The 16,716-nt window shown below is 73.4% G+C and carries 15 protein-coding genes and 1 pseudogene; 10 read left to right on the plus strand and 6 right to left on the minus strand.

All coding sequences use genetic code 11. The annotated features are described in order from the left end of the window. The first annotated feature begins 29 nt into the window (after positions 1–29). From NBM05_RS01985 to NBM05_RS01995, 3 genes are read left to right on the plus strand one after another with little or no spacing between them, the layout of a single operon-like run. Positions 30–1,001: a 3-oxoacyl-ACP synthase III family protein gene (locus tag NBM05_RS01985; protein ID WP_254164758.1), complete on the plus strand. Its 972-nt coding sequence runs from the start codon at positions 30–32 to the stop codon at positions 999–1,001. Then, complete coding sequence (locus NBM05_RS01990; protein WP_254164759.1) at positions 995–1,726, plus strand: ABC transporter ATP-binding protein; 732 nt, start codon at positions 995–997, stop codon at positions 1,724–1,726. Before NBM05_RS01985 ends, NBM05_RS01990 begins: the two co-directional genes overlap by 7 nt. Continuing rightward, positions 1,723–4,038, plus strand: a complete 2,316-nt coding sequence (locus tag NBM05_RS01995) for an ABC transporter permease (RefSeq protein WP_254164760.1) — start codon at positions 1,723–1,725, stop codon at positions 4,036–4,038. Before NBM05_RS01990 ends, NBM05_RS01995 begins: the two co-directional genes overlap by 4 nt. A gap of 77 nt (positions 4,039–4,115) precedes the next feature. Here NBM05_RS01995 and NBM05_RS02000 read toward each other — a convergent pair whose 3' ends face one another. Then, complete coding sequence (locus tag NBM05_RS02000) at positions 4,116–4,715, minus strand: ScbR family autoregulator-binding transcription factor (protein WP_254164761.1); 600 nt, start codon at positions 4,713–4,715, stop codon at positions 4,116–4,118. Positions 4,716–4,968: 253 nt separating this feature from the next. Between NBM05_RS02000 and NBM05_RS02005 the strand changes: the two genes are divergently transcribed. The 5 genes from NBM05_RS02005 to NBM05_RS02025 all read left to right on the plus strand — a co-directional run bounded on the left by NBM05_RS02005 (position 4,969) and on the right by NBM05_RS02025 (position 9,796). Next, entirely contained in the window at positions 4,969–5,880 is a 912-nt protein-coding gene (locus NBM05_RS02005; RefSeq protein WP_254164762.1) for an ABC transporter ATP-binding protein, read from the plus strand. Then, positions 5,877–6,644 carry an ABC transporter permease gene (locus tag NBM05_RS02010; RefSeq protein ID WP_254164763.1) on the plus strand — a complete coding sequence of 256 codons (768 nt, stop codon included), beginning with the start codon at positions 5,877–5,879 and terminating at the stop codon, positions 6,642–6,644. The genes NBM05_RS02005 and NBM05_RS02010 overlap by 4 nt, the downstream gene beginning before the upstream one ends. Next, positions 6,641–7,933 carry a sensor histidine kinase gene (locus NBM05_RS02015; RefSeq protein WP_254164764.1) on the plus strand — a complete coding sequence of 431 codons (1,293 nt, stop codon included), beginning with the start codon at positions 6,641–6,643 and terminating at the stop codon, positions 7,931–7,933. The genes NBM05_RS02010 and NBM05_RS02015 overlap by 4 nt, the downstream gene beginning before the upstream one ends. Continuing rightward, complete coding sequence (locus tag NBM05_RS02020; protein ID WP_254164766.1) at positions 7,930–8,541, plus strand: response regulator transcription factor; 612 nt, start codon at positions 7,930–7,932, stop codon at positions 8,539–8,541. The genes NBM05_RS02015 and NBM05_RS02020 overlap by 4 nt, the downstream gene beginning before the upstream one ends. 67 nt (positions 8,542–8,608) lie before the next feature. Next, complete coding sequence (locus NBM05_RS02025) at positions 8,609–9,796, plus strand: DNA recombination protein RmuC (protein WP_254164768.1); 1,188 nt, start codon at positions 8,609–8,611, stop codon at positions 9,794–9,796. 52 nt (positions 9,797–9,848) lie between these two features. Here NBM05_RS02025 and NBM05_RS02030 read toward each other — a convergent pair whose 3' ends face one another. Next, on the minus strand, positions 9,849–10,904 hold the full coding sequence (locus NBM05_RS02030) for a 4-hydroxy-3-methylbut-2-enyl diphosphate reductase (protein ID WP_373689265.1): 1,056 nt from the start codon (positions 10,902–10,904) through the stop codon (positions 9,849–9,851). An 83-nt stretch (positions 10,905–10,987) separates the two neighbouring features. Then, complete coding sequence (locus NBM05_RS02035; RefSeq protein ID WP_254164770.1) at positions 10,988–11,965, minus strand: hypothetical protein; 978 nt, start codon at positions 11,963–11,965, stop codon at positions 10,988–10,990. 72 nt (positions 11,966–12,037) lie between these two features. Here NBM05_RS02035 and xseA point away from each other — a divergent pair. Continuing rightward, positions 12,038–13,279: pseudogene (gene xseA / locus NBM05_RS02040) on the plus strand (exodeoxyribonuclease VII large subunit); the annotation flags it as partial. A 272-nt stretch (positions 13,280–13,551) separates the two neighbouring features. After that, positions 13,552–13,782 carry an exodeoxyribonuclease VII small subunit gene (locus tag NBM05_RS02045; protein ID WP_254164771.1) on the plus strand — a complete coding sequence of 77 codons (231 nt, stop codon included), beginning with the start codon at positions 13,552–13,554 and terminating at the stop codon, positions 13,780–13,782. A gap of 124 nt (positions 13,783–13,906) precedes the next feature. On the opposite strand, the gene NBM05_RS02050 is transcribed toward NBM05_RS02045, so the two are convergent. From NBM05_RS02050 to NBM05_RS02060, 3 genes are all read right to left on the minus strand, one after another. Then, a complete protein-coding gene (locus NBM05_RS02050) occupies positions 13,907–15,133 on the minus strand; it encodes a pyridoxal phosphate-dependent aminotransferase (protein WP_254164772.1) in 1,227 nt (408 codons plus the stop codon). A 27-nt stretch (positions 15,134–15,160) separates the two neighbouring features. Next, on the minus strand, positions 15,161–16,123 hold the full coding sequence (locus NBM05_RS02055; RefSeq protein WP_254164773.1) for an ABC transporter substrate-binding protein: 963 nt from the start codon (positions 16,121–16,123) through the stop codon (positions 15,161–15,163). Between the two features lie 135 nt (positions 16,124–16,258). Further along, positions 16,259–16,693: an NUDIX hydrolase gene (locus NBM05_RS02060; RefSeq protein WP_254164774.1), complete on the minus strand. Its 435-nt coding sequence runs from the start codon at positions 16,691–16,693 to the stop codon at positions 16,259–16,261. Positions 16,694–16,716 lie beyond the last annotated feature (23 nt).

Below are 16,716 nucleotides of genomic sequence, written 5' to 3' on the forward strand. Positions count from 1 at the left end.
GCTTATTCAACGAAGAAGGAGGAACGAGCATGCTCAAGGAAGGGATTCGTGTCATGGGGACGGCGGAGGTCCTGCCGGAACGGATCGTGGACACGGCGGAGGTAGCGGCCCTGTGCGGGATATCCGAGGAGAAGGCCCTGCAGCGGACCGGGGTCAGGACCAGGCGCTGGCTGAGCGACCACGAGGACCCGCTTCTTCAGGGGGTCGCGGCGGCCGAACAGGCCATCCGGGCGGCGGGGCTTGAACCCGCCGACGTCGACCTGGTGATCAACGCCTCCGGGACCCCGATGCAGGCCATCCCGGACGGCGGGGCGCTGATCGCCGCGGAGCTCGGGCTGAGGGGACGATTCGCCTACTCGGTGCACGCGACCTGCATCTCGTTCCTGGTGGCCCTCCAGCAGGCGGCCTTCCATCTGGGATCCGGGCGAGCCGACCACGTCCTGATCGTGTCGACCGAGGCCGGCAGCCGAGGCCTGGACTTCGGGCAGCCGGAGAGCTCGATCCTCATCGGGGACGCCGCAGCCGCCGTGGTCGTGGGCCGGCCGGAGCGTCCGGACCAGGGCATCGTGGCCTCACGGTTCTCCACGGACACCCACGGGATCCGCGACGCCAGGATCCCGGGCTTCGGCAGCCGGCGGCACGTCGGGGACACCGTGGGCCGGCCCGAGGACCACGTCTTCGACATGAAGGGCCTCAACCTCCTGCGCGGGGCCATCAACTGGTTCCCGCCGTTCCTGGAGTCGGTCCGCCCGGGCTTGAGCACCAGCGCCGAGGGGATCGATCGGATCATCCCCCACCAGACCAGCAGGGCCGGGATGGAGCTGATGTCCCGGTTCTGGGGGTGGGAGAAGATGGTCGTCACGCTCGGCGAGGTCGGCAACACGATCGCGGCCAGCATCCCCCTGGCCCTGCACCGCGCGGATCTGAAGCCCTCCGAGACCGCCCTGCTGGTCGGCACCGGCGCGGGAACCCACTACGGGGCGATGATCGTCCGATGGTGACCGAGGCTCCCTTCGTGGCCGTGGACGGCGTCGGGCGCTCGTTCGGGGAGGGCCCGACGCGGGTCGTCGCCCTGGCGGAGGTCAGCGTCGAGCTGCGCGGCGGAGAATTCTCGGTGATCGTCGGCGCCTCCGGCTCGGGCAAGAGCACCCTGCTCAACCTCGTCGGCGGCATGGACCGCCCCAGCACCGGGTCGATTCGCGTAGGAGAGACGGAGATCGCGGCCCTCACGGACCGGGAGCTGACGCGGTACCGGAGGGAGCGCGTGGGCTTCGTCTTCCAGTTCTACAACCTCATCCAGAACCTGACGGCCCGGGAGAACGTGGCGCTCGCGGCGTCGTTGGTCATGCCCGGCCGCGAGGCGGACGACGTCGCCGGGGACCTGCTGGAACGGGTCGGCCTGGGGCATCGGCTCGACCGGTTCCCGCGGCAGCTCTCCGGTGGCGAGATGCAGCGGGTCGCCATCGCCCGCGCCCTGGCCAAGCGACCCGCGCTGCTCCTGTGCGACGAGCCGAGCGGTGCGCTGGACTCGACGACCGGGACCCAGGTGCTCGCGCAGCTGCAGGAGACGGCGCGGACCACCGACACGGCCGTCGTCGTGGTCACGCACGACCGCGAGCTGGGGGCGGCGGCGGATCGCCTCATCCGGCTCCACGACGGCCGGGTGGTGGAGAACCGGCGCAACGACCGGCCCGCGACCATCGGCGGGAAGGCGGGCGCGGGATGACGCTCTTCGGCCGGAAGCTCTGGCGCGACCTGCGGGAGCACTGGGCGCCGTTCACCGCCGTCTGCCTCATGGCGGCCCTCAGCGTCCTCGTCTTCTCCGGACTCGAGGGCAGCTGGCGGGGCATCGGGGCGCAGCTCGAGTCGTTCTCCGCCAGCCACCGGCTTCCCGACGCGTGGGTCTCCGGGACCCGCCTGAGCGACGACGACGCGCGGCGGTTCGAGGAGCTGGACGGCGTCGAGCGCGCGGGGCTGGTCTCGGCCGTGCCCGTGACGCGGACGGGGTCCGCGACGGAGGACGAGCTCGTGCTCTCGACCCGGGACCGGGGCGGGCTCAACGCGCCCCTCCTCCGGGACGGGACCGGGATGCCGGCGGACGAGGCGGAGGTCCCGGCGGACGGCGTCTGGCTCGACGAGGCCTACGCGCGGGCGAACGACGTCGGACCCGGGGACCGGATCGCGGTCTCCCGCGGCGCGGCGAGCGCAGAGCTGAGGGTCGAGGGGCTCGTGATGCAGCCGGACGGGCTGGCGCACACCGGCTCCGGCCTCGTCGCGCCGGATCCCGGGAGCTTCGGCTACGGCGTCGTCGGCGAACGGGCCGCCGCGGAGCTCGCCGGCGGCGGGCCCGTCCAGCAGACCCTCCTGGTCCGGGGCGGGGTCGAGGCGGTGCGGGCCGAGGCGCCGCGGCTCCTCGGGGACCGCTACGTCTCGATCCTCGACCGCGGGAGCCATCCCCAGATGGCGGGCGTCTTCGAGCGGGTCGGTCAGATCCGCGACCTCTCGTTCCTGTTCACGGCCCTGTTCGCCCTCGTCTCCGCGCTGTCGATCTTCACCTCGGTCCGCCGGCTGGTCGACACCCAGCGCCAGGAGATCGCGACGCTGGCAGCGCTGGGCTGCCGCCGGAGGACCATCGGCGCCTACTACACGGCGGTGGGCGCCGCCGCGGTCCTGCTCGGGTGCCTCCTCGGCCTCGGGGTCGCGCCGGTGCTCTCCCGCTACATCCTCGCCACCCAGCGAGGCAGCTTCGGCCTCCCGGCGTGGGAGCCGGTCCACACCCTCGCCGGTGGCGCCGTCCCGCTCCTGCTGCTCCTCGTGTGCGTCCTCGCCACCGGCCTCGCGGTCCGCCCCCTGCTCAGGGGGAGCCCCGCGGACGGGCTGCGCCCCGAGCCGGGGCGGGCGCGGCACACCCCGCTCGAGCGCCTCCGGCCGCTGTGGCGCAGGGTCTCCCCCGGCGCCCGCTGGGCCCTGCGCGACGCGACCGGCAACCCCGTGCGCGTGGCGATGGGTATCGTCGCGACCGCAGGCTGCATGATGCTCCTGATGACCGGATTCGGGATGCCGGACACCCTCGACCGGCAGGTCGACCTCTCGTACTCCGAGCAGTACCGCTACGACACCCTGCTGCGCCTCTCCCCCGCGGCCGCCGAGCACGCGAGGACCAGGGTGGCCGAGGCGGCCGGGACCGGGCAGTGGATGCAGCAGTCCGCGGTCCGCATCGCCTCGCACGACGGCGACGGCGACGGCGACGACGGCGAACATCCGCTCACGGTGCTCGGGGAGGGCGACCTCCTCCGGCTCCCGGATCGAGCGGGGAATCCCGTGGCCCTCGACGACGGCGCGGTCCTCAGCGACCGGCTCGCCGCACGGTGGGGGCTCGACGTCGGGGACGACCTCACCGTGACCGAGGCCGGTGGTGCGCAGCGCCGCCTGAGGATCGCCGGGACGACGACCGCCTCGGAGCCGCAGGGGATCGCGCTCAGCGACGCCACCTGGGAGCGGGCGGGAGGCGCCTTCACCCCCACCAGCTACCTGACGGAGCGTCCGGTGGGGCCGGAGGTCCGCGGCGCGCCGGAGGTCCAGACCGCCAGGACCCTCGAGCAGCAGCGGGAGAGCGCGCGGGCGCTCGTGGGGTCCCTCACGGGCGTCTTCAGCCTGATCAAGGTCTTCGCGGTCGTCCTGGCCGTGGTCGTCCTGTACAACCTGGGGCTGCTGAGCTTCGCGGAGCGTGTCCGCGACTATGCGACGCTGCGGGTGCTCGGCTTCCGCCCCGGGGAGCTCCGCTCGCTGGCCAGCCGCGAGAACCTCGCGACCGCGCTCCTCGGCTGGCTCGTGGGCCTGCCCGCCGGCTGGTGGTTCCTCGGTCGCTACGTCGAGCAGTTCAGCACGGAGCGGGCCGCCTACGCGCCGAGCATCTCGTGGGTCAGCGTCTGCCTGGCCTCGGCCATCACGCTCGCCTTCGCCCTGAGCGCCACGGCCATGCTGACCCGGCGCATCGGCGGGATCGACATGACCGGCGCGCTGAAGGGGGTCACTTAGGCGGGCCGCCGGGTCGTGTGGACGGGCTCCGGCCGGGCCGGGCCGGCGGATCGCCGGGGCCAGCTAGGCCGGCGGAGTCAGTTCCCGGCGGGACCAGCCAGGCCCGGGAGCAGCAGATCCCACATTGCCTCGACGCGCTCGACGAGGTCGGAGCCCCGCGTCAGCTGCCAGGAGACCTCCTCGACCCCGAAGAAGCCGGCGACGATCTGCCAGGCCGCCTGCCCGGCGTCGAGCTCCCGTCTCATCTCGCCTCGCTCCTGCGCCTGCCGGACGTGACGGGTCGCCACCTCGATCCACGGCAGGAACGGCGTCGGCAGGTCGGTGTCGACCACCTCGGCCTCGCGCATCAGCCGCAGCGGGGCACGCGTTCCGGGGTCCTCGCGGTAGCTGGCCGCGACCTCCGCGGAGAGCCAGCGCAGGGCGCCCACGCCCGTCAGCCCGCGCCGCTCGATCTCCTCGAGGAGCTCCCGCCACCGCGCGAAGTAGGAGTCGACGACGGCGAGCGCCACGGCGGACTTGGTCGGGAAGTGGAAGTACACGGTCCCCTTGGTCACGCCCAGGCGGCCGGCGATCTCGCTCAGGGCCGTGGCCGCGTACCCCCGCCGCTCGAACTCCTCCGCGGCGATCCGCAGGATCGCGGCCCTGGTCCGCAGGCGCTGCTGCTCGCGCTGGGTCACCCGCGCCCTCCGCAGCCCACCGGTTCGTTCCTCGACATGCCCATACCGTATCAGCGCGCGACGTCCGGGATCGGCGCGGGGTCCGGGCCGCCGGAACCTGTCGGCGACGTCGCCCCCGCTCGCGCGGGAGGCCCTCCCCCGGCCGTCGCCGGCGGTTCTCACCCGAAAAGCGCCCACGCCCCTGACAAACGTCATGCCGACATCATGACGTTTGCTCTACCCCCGCCGCCCCCGCTCCGGAATGCTGGAGGGCATGAACACGAACGTGATCCGGGCGGACGGCCTGGTCAAGAGCTTCAAGGACGGCAGCGGGCGCAGCTTCGACGCCGTCGCCGGCATCGGCCTCGAGGTCGGGCCCGGGGAGATCATCGGCCTGCTCGGACCCAACGGGGCCGGCAAGTCGACGCTGATCGACATGGTGCTCGGCCTGACCCGGCCCACCCGGGGGACGATCGAGGTCTTCGGCGCCGAGCCCCTCCGCTCCATCAAGCGGGGACGGATCGGCGCGGTCCTGCAGACCGGCGGCCTCCTGCCGGACCTCACGGTCGCCGACACGATCCGCATGATCGCCGCGACCCACCGGGACCCGCTCCCCCTCGAGACGGTCCTCGCCCAGGCCGACCTGACCCACCTGGCCCGGCGCCGGGTGGGCAAGTGCTCGGGCGGCGAGCAGCAGCGCATCCGCTTCGCCCTGGCCGTGCTCTCCAACCCCGAGCTGCTGATCCTCGACGAGCCCACCACCGGCATGGACGCCGGCGCCCGGCACGCCTTCTGGGACGCGATGGCCGACCAGGCCCGGGAGGGCCGCACCATCATCTTCGCGACCCACTACATCGAGGAGGCGCAGAACTTCGCCCGCCGGATCGTGATGGTCGGGCGGGGGCGGATCGTGGCGGACGGCCCCACCGAGGAGGTCCGCGAGCGCGCCTCCGCCCGCACCGTCACCGCCGTGCTCCCGGAGGGACTCGACGCCGCCGCCCTCCCGGGCGTGATCTCGGTGGGCACCAGCGGGGACCGCACCACGCTGACCACCGCCGACTCCGACGCGCTGGCTCGCCACCTGCTGACCGAGACCGCCGCGACCGACCTGTCCATCTCCACCGGCTCGCTCGAGGACGCGTTCCTCGCCCTGACGTCGTCGGAACCCGCCAAGGAGCAGCTGTGAACCTCGCCGTCTTCACCCTCATCGACCTGCGCCGCATCTTCGTCGACTGGGCGGGCCTCTTCTTCACCACCGGCCTGCCCGTCCTGTTCTACCTGCTCTTCGGCGCGATGCAGACCTACGCCGACGCCCCCTTCGGCGAGGGCAACGTGGCCGCGTACATCATGGTCGGCATGGCCGTGTACGGCGGGGTCACCTCGGCCTGCTCGACCGTGGGCTCGACGGCGGTCGAGCAGACCACCGGCTGGGGGCGCCAGCTCGCGCTCACCCCGCTCGGCAGCGTCCCGATGCTGGTCTCCAAGACGGTGGTGATCCTGGTCCGGGCCGCGTTCCCGGTGGCCGCGGTCAACATCGCGGGGATCTTCACCTCCGCCGAGATGCCGGCCGCGACGTGGGTGACCTGCGCGGTCGTCTCGGTCCTGGCGGCCCTGCCCTTCGGCTTCTACGGCATGATCTTCGGCATCCTGTTCCGCTCGGAGTCGGCGGTGTCCATCGCGAGCACCTCCGTGGTGATCCTGGCCTTCCTCGGCAACTCCTTCTCGCCGCTGCCCGAGTTCCTCATGGGCCTGGCCCGGTTCAGCCCGATGTACGGCGCGACGTCGCTGGCCCGCTACCCGCTGAGCGAGGGACAGCAGGCCGTGAGCGACGTCGGGGTCCTGGTCACCGACCCGCTCTGGTACGCGGTGGCCAACGTGATCGCCTGGACGATCGTGTTCGCCGCGATCTGCGCGCTGCTGGCGCGGAAGAAGCAGAAGGGGCGGCGATGACGCGGGAGCGGACGGCGTCGGGGAGCCCCGCCTGGACGGCCCGGCTGGCCCGGAACTTCCGCTGGCTCCACGCCCTGCAGGCCGGGGTCTGGCTGGTGTTCCTCGCCTTCCCGGTGCTGCTGATCCTGGACAGCCCCGCGCCCTGGGGGATCCGGGCCCTCGCGCTGGCCTCCCTCGCGGTGTTCTGCGCGGTGTACCTGCTGGCCTTCGGCCTCATCGAGAGCTGGACGCGGCGCAGCGGCTGGCTCGTGGCGGCCTGGCTGGCCGGGCTCGTCGTCCCGGCGCTGGGCCTGATCCCGGCGCTGGGGATCTACGTGTTCGTCGTCAACGGGTACGTCGTGGCGCTGCTGGCGTTCGGGCTGCCGCGCCGGTGGGGCTTCGCCCTCGGCGGCCTGTGCTGCGTACTCTCGGCCGTCACCGTGGCCCTGGTCGACCCGGGCGCCCTGTGGCCGCTGTCCAGCACGCTGGTCCTGGTGCCGGTGATCGTGTTCATCATCGGGGCGCTGTCCTTCCGCGAGGAAGCCGAGTACGAGCTGCAGCAGCGGCTCGCGGTCGCCACCGAACGCGAGCACGTGGCCCGCGACGTCCACGACCTCCTGGGCCACTCCCTGACGGTCATCAACCTCAAGGCCGAGCTGGCCCTCAAGCGCCTCGACGCCGACCCCGCCGCGACCCGCTCCGAGCTCGAGCAGATCTCGCAGCTGTCCCGGGTGGCCCTGGCCGAGGTCCGCTCGACCGTGACCCGCCTCCGCGCCCCGGACTTCGGCGGCGAGATCGCGGCCGCCCGCGCCGCGCTGACCACCGCGGGCCTCGAGGCGGTCCTCCCGCCCGCCGCCGAGGCCCCGCGGCTCGCCGGCGGCAACGCCGCGCTGTTCTCGTGGGTCCTGCGGGAGGCGGTGACCAACGTGGTGCGGCACTCGGGCGCCACCCGTTGCGAGGTCCGGCTCAGCGCGGAGAAGCTGCAGGTCGACGACGACGGCGTCGGCCCCGGCGGAGACTTCGGCAACGGGCTGAACGGGCTCGCCGAGCGGGTCCGGGAGGCCGGCGGGCGGCTCGTGGTGGGGCCGCTGCCGCCGGCCGGGGCCGCGGTGGGCCACGAGGATCCGCCCCTCCTCGCCGATGCGGCGTCCGACCCCGACGACGCGGCGCTCAGCCCCGGCGACACGACGGCCCACGGCGGAGCCGTGGCGGCCCGCCCCGACGACGCGGCGTCCCCCGCCCGCCGCCCCGGCACCCGCGTCCTGGTGACCATGACCGCGAGCACCACCCCCCTGGAGGCAGCACGATGACCCCGATCCGCGTCCTGATCGCCGACGACCAGCAGCTCGTGCGCGGCGCCCTCGCCGCCCTGCTGTCGATGGAGGGCGACATCGAGGTGGTGGGCGAGGTGGGCCGCGGCGACGAGGTGGCGGGCGCCGTGGAGCGCGGGGACCCCGACGTCGTGCTGATGGACATCGAGATGCCCGGCGGGAGCGGGATCGACGCCGCCCGGGCGCTGCGGGAGGCCGGGAGCCGGTGCGCCGTCGTGATCGTCACGACCTTCGGCCGTCCCGGGTACCTGCAGCGGGCCCTGGCCGAGGGGGTGCGCGGCTTCGTCGTCAAGGACACGCCCCCGGCGCAGCTCGCCGAGGCGGTGCGGCGCGTGCACTCCGGGCTGCGCGTCATCGACCCCTCGCTCGCCGAGCAGTCGCTGCTGGCCCGGGAGAACCCGCTGACCGAGCGCGAGGCCGAGGTCTGCCGCGCGGCCGCCGCGGGCGCCGGGATCAAGGAGATCGCGGCCGCCCTGCACCTGTCCGGCGGGACGGTGCGCAACCACCTCTCCTCGGTCATCGGCAAGACCTCGGCGCGGAACCGCCACGAGGCCGTGCGGGTCGCGGAGGAGAACGGCTGGCTCTGAGCGGCGCGTCATCCACATCCCGGGTCCCGATGCCTCAAGTGTCGGTCGGGCCTGGCATGGTGGGGTCATGGACGTTCTACCCCTCATCCTCTGCACGCTGCTGGCCCTGGTCCTCGGGGGCCTCGGCGGATTCCTGGTCGGCTCGCGCCGCGCCGCGGAGCACGGTGCCCCGGGCTCCGAGAGCGCGGCCGAGGAGAACGCGCGGCTGCGCTCCGAGCTGGCCGCCGCGGTCGAGGGCCGGAGCATGCTGGCCGCGCGCGTGGAGTCGCTGGAGGAGCGCGCCCGCACCGACCAGGACGTGCTGCGGGCCCTGGCGCCGGTCAAGACCCAGCTCGGCACCGTGGAGCAGCAGGTCCGCCAGATGGAGCGCGAGCGCGCGGACCAGTTCGGCTCCGTCCGCGAGGCGCTGGAGGTCGCTCGGCGCGGCCAGGACGAGCTGCGGGACTCCACCTACAACCTCTCCTCGGCCCTGCGCTCCACCACGGCGCGCGGCTCGTGGGGCGAGACCCAGCTGCGCCGCGTCGTCGAGGCCGCCGGCATGGACCCGCACGTGAGCTACTCCGAGCAGGTCAGCGCCCAGGTCCAGGACGAGGAGGGGCGCACCCGCACGGTCCGGCCGGACATGGTCGTGGCGCTGCCCGGCGGCAAGGAGATCGTGCTGGACTCCAAGGCCCCGCTCAACGCCTACCTGGAGTCCCAGGAGGCGGAGGACCAGTCGGAGCGCGCGGCGTGGGAGGCCAAGCACGCCAAGGCCGTGCGGTCGCACGTGGACGCGCTGGCGGGCAAGAGGTACTGGGAGTCCCGCGCGGTGAGCCCCGAGGTCGTGCTGTGCTTCCTGCCCATGGAGTCGGCGCTCTCGGCGGCCCTGCGCGCGGACGGGACGCTGCTGGACTACGCCTCGAGCCGCGGGGTGGCCCTGGTCTCCCCCGTCTCGCTGCTGGCCTCGCTCAAGGCCGTGGCGCTGTCCTGGCGGCAGGAGTCGGTCTCGGCCAACGCCCGGGAGCTGCTCTCGCTCGCGCAGCAGCTCTACGAGCGGCTGGCCACCGTGGGCGGGCACCTGCAGCAGATGGGGCGCTCGCTGACCAAGAGCGTGGAGTCCTACAACTCGATGCTGGGCTCCCTGGAGTCCCGGGTCCTGGTCACCGCCCGCCGCATCAACGAGCTGGACCCCTCCGCGCGCCCGGACGAGCGGCTGGAGCCGCGGCCCCTGGACGCCACGGCCAAGCCGCTGACCGCGGCCGAGCTGCAGGACTGAGCCGGCGGGGGCCGCGACGCGCAAGTGGCGCCTGCCGCTGCGCAAGCGCCGCCTACCGTTGCGGCTTCTCCCCGCGCCCGCCGATCTGGCGGGATGAGTCGCCGGAGTCCTTCAGGGCCGCGCGCAGCTCCTTGGGCATCGAGAACAGGATGTCCTCGGTCGCGGTCTCCACGGGCTCGACGTCGGCGTAACCATACTCGGCCAGCAGGTCCAGCACCTGCTGGACCAGGACCTCCGGGACCGAGGCGCCCGAGGTCAGGCCCACGGTGCTGACGCCCTCGAACCAGGCCTCGTCCACCTGGTGGGCGAAGTCGACGCGCTCCGAGCGCGTCGCCCCGTACTCGAGCGCGACCTCCTTGAGCCGCACCGAGTTGGAGGAGTTCGAGGAGCCGACCACGATCACGAGGTCCGCGTGCGGCGCGATCTCCCGGATCGCCCCCTGCCGGTTGGAGGTCGCGTAGCAGATGTCGTCCGAGGGCGGGTTGTGCAGAGCCGGGAACCGGCGCCGCAGCCGCTCCACGGTCTCCATCGTCTCGTCCACCGACAGCGTGGTCTGGGAGAGCCACACGACGCGCTCGGGGTCCCGGACCTCGACCGAGTCGACGTCGTCCGGGGAGTTCACGATCTGGATGTGCTCGGGCGCCTCGCCCGCCGTGCCCTCGACCTCCTCGTGGCCGACGTGGCCGATCAGGAGGATGTCGAAGTCCTGCTTCGCGAAGCGCACGGCCTCGCGATGGACCTTGTTGACCAGCGGGCAGGTGGCGTCGATGGTCTGCAGCTGGCGCTCCTGCGCCTCGTCGATCACGGCCGGGGAGACGCCGTGGGCCGAGAACACGGTGACCGCGCCCTCGGGGATCTCGTCGACCTCGTCGACGAAGATCGCACCGCGCTCCTCGAGGCTGGTGACCACGTGCGCGTTGTGCACGATCTGCTTGCGGACGTAGACCGGGGCGCCGTAGTGGTCCAGGGCCTTCTCGACCGCGATCACGGCGCGGTCCACGCCGGCGCAGTAGCCGCGCGGCGCGGCGAGCAGGACCTTCTTGGCCCCGGTGGGCGCGGCCGCCTCGACCTCCTCGCGGGATCGGCGGGAGCGCGGGACGTGCGGCATGGCCAGCGGCACCGACCGGGTCTGGGCGCCGGTGCGGGGCTGAGTCTCGGTGGTGGTCGGCATAGGGTCCAGTCTATCCACGATCAGAAGACTTCAGCAGGGCCGCGTCGTGAGCCCCTCAGCACATCCGCGATGATCAGCAGCACCGCGGCCCCCAGGCCCACGCCCAGCGAGGTCAGCGCCCAGGTCGGCACGTCGGCGGTGACGGCCTCGGTGAAGCGGCCCAGCACAACGCCTCCGGTGCCCCCGACGTCGTCGGCCCACCGCGTGAGCGCCCCCGCGCCGAGGGACATCACGGCCCACACGGCGATGCCCGCGGCGGCCAGCACCCCGGCCGGGGCGAGCGCCCGGTGCCGGGGCATGAGCCAGGCGGCCGCGAGGGTGAGCACCACGGCGCCGATCGCGAAGGCGGGCACGGCGGTCGCCAGGCGCGCGGCGTCGTGCAGGAACGCGGCCCCCTCGCCCTGCCCGGAGGCCCCGGGCTCCTCGAGGTCGATCAGCCGGCCCTGGTCGCCGAGCCCCAGGTCGACGCCGAGCAGGCCGCCGATCCGGGCGTCGACGGTCTCGTAGAGCGGGCCCGCGTCCAGCACCAGCACGTCCGAGGGCGCCTCCCCCAGGTTCTCCCGGTGGGTCTCCACGGCGGTCTCGTGCCACACCGCGGCGAAGTCCTCCGACTCCACCGCGGAGGAGACCGCGCCGCGCAGCACCGTCTCGGCGCCGTCGCGGGCCGCGCCCAGCAGCCCGCTGTACCAGGCGTCCCCCGAGCCGTCGCCGAGGTAGCGGCTCACCTCGTCGGAGGCCATGATGTCCTCGACCGCGGCGTCGGCCAGCTGCCCGCGGAACTCCTCCGAGGCGGCCATGCCGTCCGCCGTGGCCACGAACGCGTCCTCGTCCACGATCGACACGGAGAACCAGGTGAGCACCACCGAGGCGACCGCGAGCACGACGGCGAGCAGGGCGGCCACCGCCGCGAGGGCCCCGCGGACCAGGGCGACGGCGGGAGAGCGCCGCGGCCCCGAGGGGAGGCGGGCGGTCGCGGGCGGGAACGCGGAAGTGGACATGGCGCGATGGTATCCGACGCGGCTGTGGGCCGGACGGGACCCGGGGCCGCCCCGGCTGGTATCACTTAAGCCATGAGCGTTTCAGACGAGGGACCCGCGGGCGCCCAGCCCCTCCCGGCCCGGGCGAGCCAGACGACCCCGGAGAACCCGTGGCCCCTGCGCCTCCTGGCGGAGAAGATGCACGAGTACGTCGCCCGCTGCGCGCCCACCTGGGTCGAGGGGCAGATCATCGAGCTGAACCGGCGGGCCCGGGTCACGTACCTGACCCTGCGCGACGTCGACCAGGAGGTCTCCGTCCCGGTCACCCTCTTCGCCTCCGAGACCGCCCGGATGCAGACCGAGCTGGAGCGCGGGATGCGGGTCGTGGCCCGGCTGAACCCCGACTACTGGAAGAAGACCGGGCGGCTGTCGATGGTCGGCTCGGGGATCCGGCAGGTCGGGCTGGGCGACATGCTCGAGCGCATCGAGCGCCTGCGCCGCAAGCTCCAGGAGGAGGGCCTGTTCGACCCCTCCCGCAAGCGGCCGCTGCCGGTCCTGCCGCACCGCGTCGGCCTGATCACCGGGCGCGACTCCGACGCGGAGAAGGACGTGCTGCGCAACGCCCGGCTGCGCTGGCCCGGCGTCGAGTTCGAGGTCCGCCAGGTCGCGGTCCAGGGCGTGCACGCGCTGTCCCAGGTGACCGCTGCGCTGGCCGAGCTCGACGCTGACCCGGCGGTCGACGTCGTCGTGATCGCCCGCGGCGGCGGCGCGCTGGAGGACCTGCTGCCCTTCAGCGAGGAGGCCCTGGTCCGCGCGGTGGCCGCGGCCACGACGCCGGTGGTCTCCGCGATCGGCCACGAGGCGGACCAGCCGCTGCTGGACCACGTCGCGGACGTGCGCGCCTCGACCCCCACCGACGCCGGCAAGCGCGTGGTGCCCGACGTCGAGGAGGAGCGCCTGCGGATCGCCCAGGCCCGGGCCGCGACCGAGCGCGCCGTGCGGATGCTCGTGGACCGCGAGGCGGGCGGGCTGGCCCAGTTCCGCTCCCGGCCCGTGCTGGCCCATCCGGAGTCCATGCTGCTGGCCCGCGAGGAGGAGACCGACGCCGCCCGGCAGCGGGCCCAGCGCGCCGTGGCGGTGGCGCTGGACCGGGGGCGCGAGCAGATCGCGAGCCTGCGCTCGCGGGTCGTCTCGCTCTCACCCCAGCGCACGCTGGACCGCGGCTACGCGGTGGTCCAGGACGCGCGCGGCGCGGTGCTGCGCGACGCCGCCGACGCCGAGGCGGGCGCGAGCGTGACGGTGCGCCTGGCCTCGGGCTCGCTCGGCGCGACGGTCGAGGACGTCCGCCCCGCCGAGAACGCTCGCCCCACCGACGCCGCTGCCCGGCCCGCCGACGCTCCCCGGCCGCCGATCCCGCGGAGCCGACCGAGACCTGACCCGCCCGGCCTGACCCACCCAACCCGATCCGCCCGGCCCGACCCATGCAACCCGATCCGCCCGGCCCAACCCGTGCGGTCGGACCGCCGGCCGATCGGCTGGCGCGCCGACCGACCGGCCCGCCCCGCCCCAGACCACCTAGACGCACACCCCCGAACGAGGAGAACACCATGGCAGACCAGCACGAGACCGCGACCCCGGTGCAGGAGCTCAGCTACGAGCAGGCCCGGGAGGAGCTGATGGGCATCGTCTCGCGGCTGGAGTCGGGCGCCTCGAGCCTCGAGCAGTCGCTGTCCCTGTGGGAGCGCGGCGAGGCCCTGGCCCAGCGCTGCGAGGAGTGGCTCGACGGCGCCCGCAAGCGCCTCGACGCCGCGAAGGAGCGCCGCGCCGAGGCCGAGTGACCCGCCCGGCACGGCGTCCGCCGGGCACGGGACCGGCCGAGGCCATGCCCCATCGGCCCGCGCCCCGGCGGTCTACCGGCCCGCCGAGCCGCGGAACCCACCGGGCCCGCTAGCGCCGGACCCGCTAGCGCTGGACCTGCTGGTACCCGCTGAGGAACTCCCCCAGCCGGTCCAGCGCCTTGGACAGCGTCTCGGTGTCCGGCAGCGTGACGAGCCGGAAGTGGTCCGGCGCGACCCAGTTGAACGCCCGGCCGTGGCTGACCAGGATCTTCTGCTCCTTGAGCAGGTCGAGGACGAACTGCTCGTCGTCGACGATCCCGAACTTCTCGGTGTCCAGCTTGGGGAAGAGGTACAGCGCGCCCTCGGCCTGCTGGCAGGTGATGCCGTCGATCTCGTTGAGCTTGCGGTACGCGAGGTCCCGCTGCTCCTTGAGCCGGCCCCCGGGCAGGATCAGGTCGTTGATCGACTGGTAGCCGCCCAGCGCCGTCTGGATCGCGTGCTGGGCCGGGACGTTGGCGCACATGCGCATGTTGGCCAGCAGCTTGATGCCCTCGACGTAGCTCTCGGCCTTCCAGGTCGGGCCGGTGATGGCCAGCCAGCCCGAGCGGTACCCGGCGACCCGGTAGGCCTTGGACAGGCCGGAGAAGGTCAGGCACACGACGTCGTCGTCGGCCAGGCTCGCGGTGTGGACCATCTCCGCGCCGTCGTAGGTGATCTTCTCGTAGATCTCGTCGGAGAACAGGATCAGGTCGTGCTCCTTGGCGAGGTCCACGATCTGCTGCAGGGTCTCCCGCGAGTACACCGCCCCGGTGGGGTTGTTCGGGTTGATGATCACGATGCCCTTGGTGTTGGGTGTGATCTTCAGCCGCATGTCCTCGATGTCCGGGTTCCAGCCGTTCTGCTCGTCGCACAGGTAGTGCACGGGCGTGCCGCCGGACAGGGCCACGGAGGCGGTCCAGAGCGGGTAGTCGGGCGTGGGGATGAGGATCTCGTCACCCGGGTCGCAGAAGGCCTGCAGGGACAGGGTGATCATCTCGGAGACGCCGTTGCCGAGGTACACCTTGTCGGTGTCCAGGTTCATGATGCCCTGCGTCTGGTAGTACTGCACCACCGCGGTGCGCGCCGAGTAGATGCCGCGGGAGTCGGAGTAGCCCTGGGCGTGGTGCAGGTGGCGGACCATGTCCTTCATGATCGCGTCCGGTGCCTCGAAGCCGAAGGGCGCGGGGTTGCCGATGTTGAGGCGCAGGATGCTGTGGCCCCTGGCCTCCATGCGCTCCGCCTCTTCGAGGATCGGTCCCCTGATGTCGTAGAGGACGTTGTTCAGCTTCTTCGACTGCCGGAATTGTGCCATGTGGACCAGGGTATACCGGCCGTTCGCTCAGCCGTCGCCTTCGCGGAGCCAGAAGTCGGCCGCGTCCGCCGCGGAGACGGCGTCATCCCCGGTCATGAGCCGGTTGAGGAAGACGAGGTCGGCCGTGTTGAGCCGGCCCGACGCGGAGTTCACGGCGTCGCGGGCCGAGGCGGGCAGCTCGTCGGCCTGCACCACGGGCAGGACCTGCTGGGCGATGAAATTGACCTGCGGGTCCTCGAGGACCACCAGGTTGTTCTCCGGAATGGCGGCCGAGGCGGTGTAGACGTCCGCGACGTCGACCCCGCCCTCGGTCAGCCGGTCCACCAGCTCCTCCTGGTCGTCCACCGACTCGAAGCGCTGCGGGACGCAGTCGTAGAGGCTGCTCAGCCCGGCGGCGCCGTAGCTGCGCTGCTCGAAGCCGGAGGGCACGCCGAAGCTCAGCTCGCCGCAGTGCTCCGCGAGGTCGCGGATCGTCGAGAGGCCGTACTCGGCCGCCGTGACGCGAGTGACCGCCAGCGCGTCCTTGTTCTCCGCGGAGGCGGCGTTGAGGGTGCCGAGCCCCTCGGGCAGCACCCGGGGCAGGGTGCTCAGGATGTCCCCGCTGGACATGCCGGTCACGTTCAGCGCGGCGGCGCCGCCCTCCTGCGGGTTGACCGTGCCGTCCTGGGTCACGTGCAGCAGCAGGTTGCCCGAGTAGTCCGGGGTGATCTGGATCGGGTCGCCGTCCGGGCTCAGCATCGCGTCCAGGTAGTCGTCGCGCGTGTCGCCGGTCGGGACGACCTCGGTCTCGTAGCCCGCCTGCTCCAGCACGCCCGCGTAGATGTTGGCCACCGCCTCGGTCTCCGCGTTGATGCCGGCGCCGATCCGCACCGTCCCGTAGTCCGAGGCCGAGGGGTCCTGGCTGACCTCCTGCTCCCCGCCACAGCCGGTCGCGGTCAGGAGTAGGGTCGTCGTCAGAAGGGCCAGCGGGGCGATGATCCTGCGCTTCACGGTCGTTCTCCTCGGGGTGGTCGGCGGTCCCGGGCGGTCGAGGGGGCCGGGGGGTGCGGGGCGGGTCGGGGTGTCGGGGCGGGGAGGGGCGGGAGGGGCGGGCGATTCAGGAGACGACGGCGTCGGGGCGGGGCCTCAGAGGGGCAGCCCGTAGGCCCGGGCGGCCACGTCCACCAGGGAGACCCTGCGCAGGCCGGGCAGCTCCTCCAGCGGGACCCAGGCGACGTCGTCGGTCGAGTCGTCGAGCGCCGTGACCCCCAGGGCCCCGCCGGTGACGTAGGCGCGGTACAGGATCCGCAGGGCGTGGAAGACGCGTCCGGGACGGCCCTCGTCGGCGTACCTGCTGTCGAGGCAGAGCAGCCCGTCCAACGCCACGTGGTACCCGCTCTCCTCGTAGACCTCGCGGACTGCGGTCTGCTCGGGGGTCTCGCCCACCTCCATGCCGCCGCCCGGCAGGGTCCAGGCCGCCCGCTCGGGGGCGCGCTCCCCCGTCCAGTGGGTGAGCAGGATCTTCCCCTGCTCGATGATGACCGCGTAGGCGGCCGGGCGGGTGTCCATCACCAGGGCCATGTCGGGTCCTCGCCTCGCTCTCC

Source organism: Rothia santali (assembly GCF_024199905.1).
GTDB lineage: Bacteria > Actinomycetota > Actinomycetes > Actinomycetales > Micrococcaceae > Rothia > Rothia santali.

What these genes read in the sequence shown, in the direction of transcription:
- NBM05_RS01995 (WP_254164760.1), top strand. Translation starts at nt 1,723, where the DNA reads ATGACGCTCTTCGGCCGGAAGCTCTGGCGCGACCTGCGGGAGCACTGG.
- NBM05_RS02050 (WP_254164772.1), bottom strand. Translation starts at nt 15,133, where the DNA reads ATGGCACAATTCCGGCAGTCGAAGAAGCTGAACAACGTCCTCTACGAC.
- NBM05_RS02045 (WP_254164771.1), top strand. Translation starts at nt 13,552, where the DNA reads ATGGCAGACCAGCACGAGACCGCGACCCCGGTGCAGGAGCTCAGCTAC.
- NBM05_RS02005 (WP_254164762.1), top strand. Translation starts at nt 4,969, where the DNA reads ATGAACACGAACGTGATCCGGGCGGACGGCCTGGTCAAGAGCTTCAAG.
- NBM05_RS01990 (WP_254164759.1), top strand. Translation starts at nt 995, where the DNA reads ATGGTGACCGAGGCTCCCTTCGTGGCCGTGGACGGCGTCGGGCGCTCG.
- NBM05_RS02060 (WP_254164774.1), bottom strand. Translation starts at nt 16,693, where the DNA reads ATGGCCCTGGTGATGGACACCCGCCCGGCCGCCTACGCGGTCATCATC.
- NBM05_RS02035 (WP_254164770.1), bottom strand. Translation starts at nt 11,965, where the DNA reads ATGTCCACTTCCGCGTTCCCGCCCGCGACCGCCCGCCTCCCCTCGGGG.
- NBM05_RS02025 (WP_254164768.1), top strand. Translation starts at nt 8,609, where the DNA reads ATGGACGTTCTACCCCTCATCCTCTGCACGCTGCTGGCCCTGGTCCTC.
- NBM05_RS02015 (WP_254164764.1), top strand. Translation starts at nt 6,641, where the DNA reads ATGACGCGGGAGCGGACGGCGTCGGGGAGCCCCGCCTGGACGGCCCGG.
- NBM05_RS02020 (WP_254164766.1), top strand. Translation starts at nt 7,930, where the DNA reads ATGACCCCGATCCGCGTCCTGATCGCCGACGACCAGCAGCTCGTGCGC.
- NBM05_RS02030 (WP_373689265.1), bottom strand. Translation starts at nt 10,904, where the DNA reads ATGCCGCACGTCCCGCGCTCCCGCCGATCCCGCGAGGAGGTCGAGGCG.
- NBM05_RS01985 (WP_254164758.1), top strand. Translation starts at nt 30, where the DNA reads ATGCTCAAGGAAGGGATTCGTGTCATGGGGACGGCGGAGGTCCTGCCG.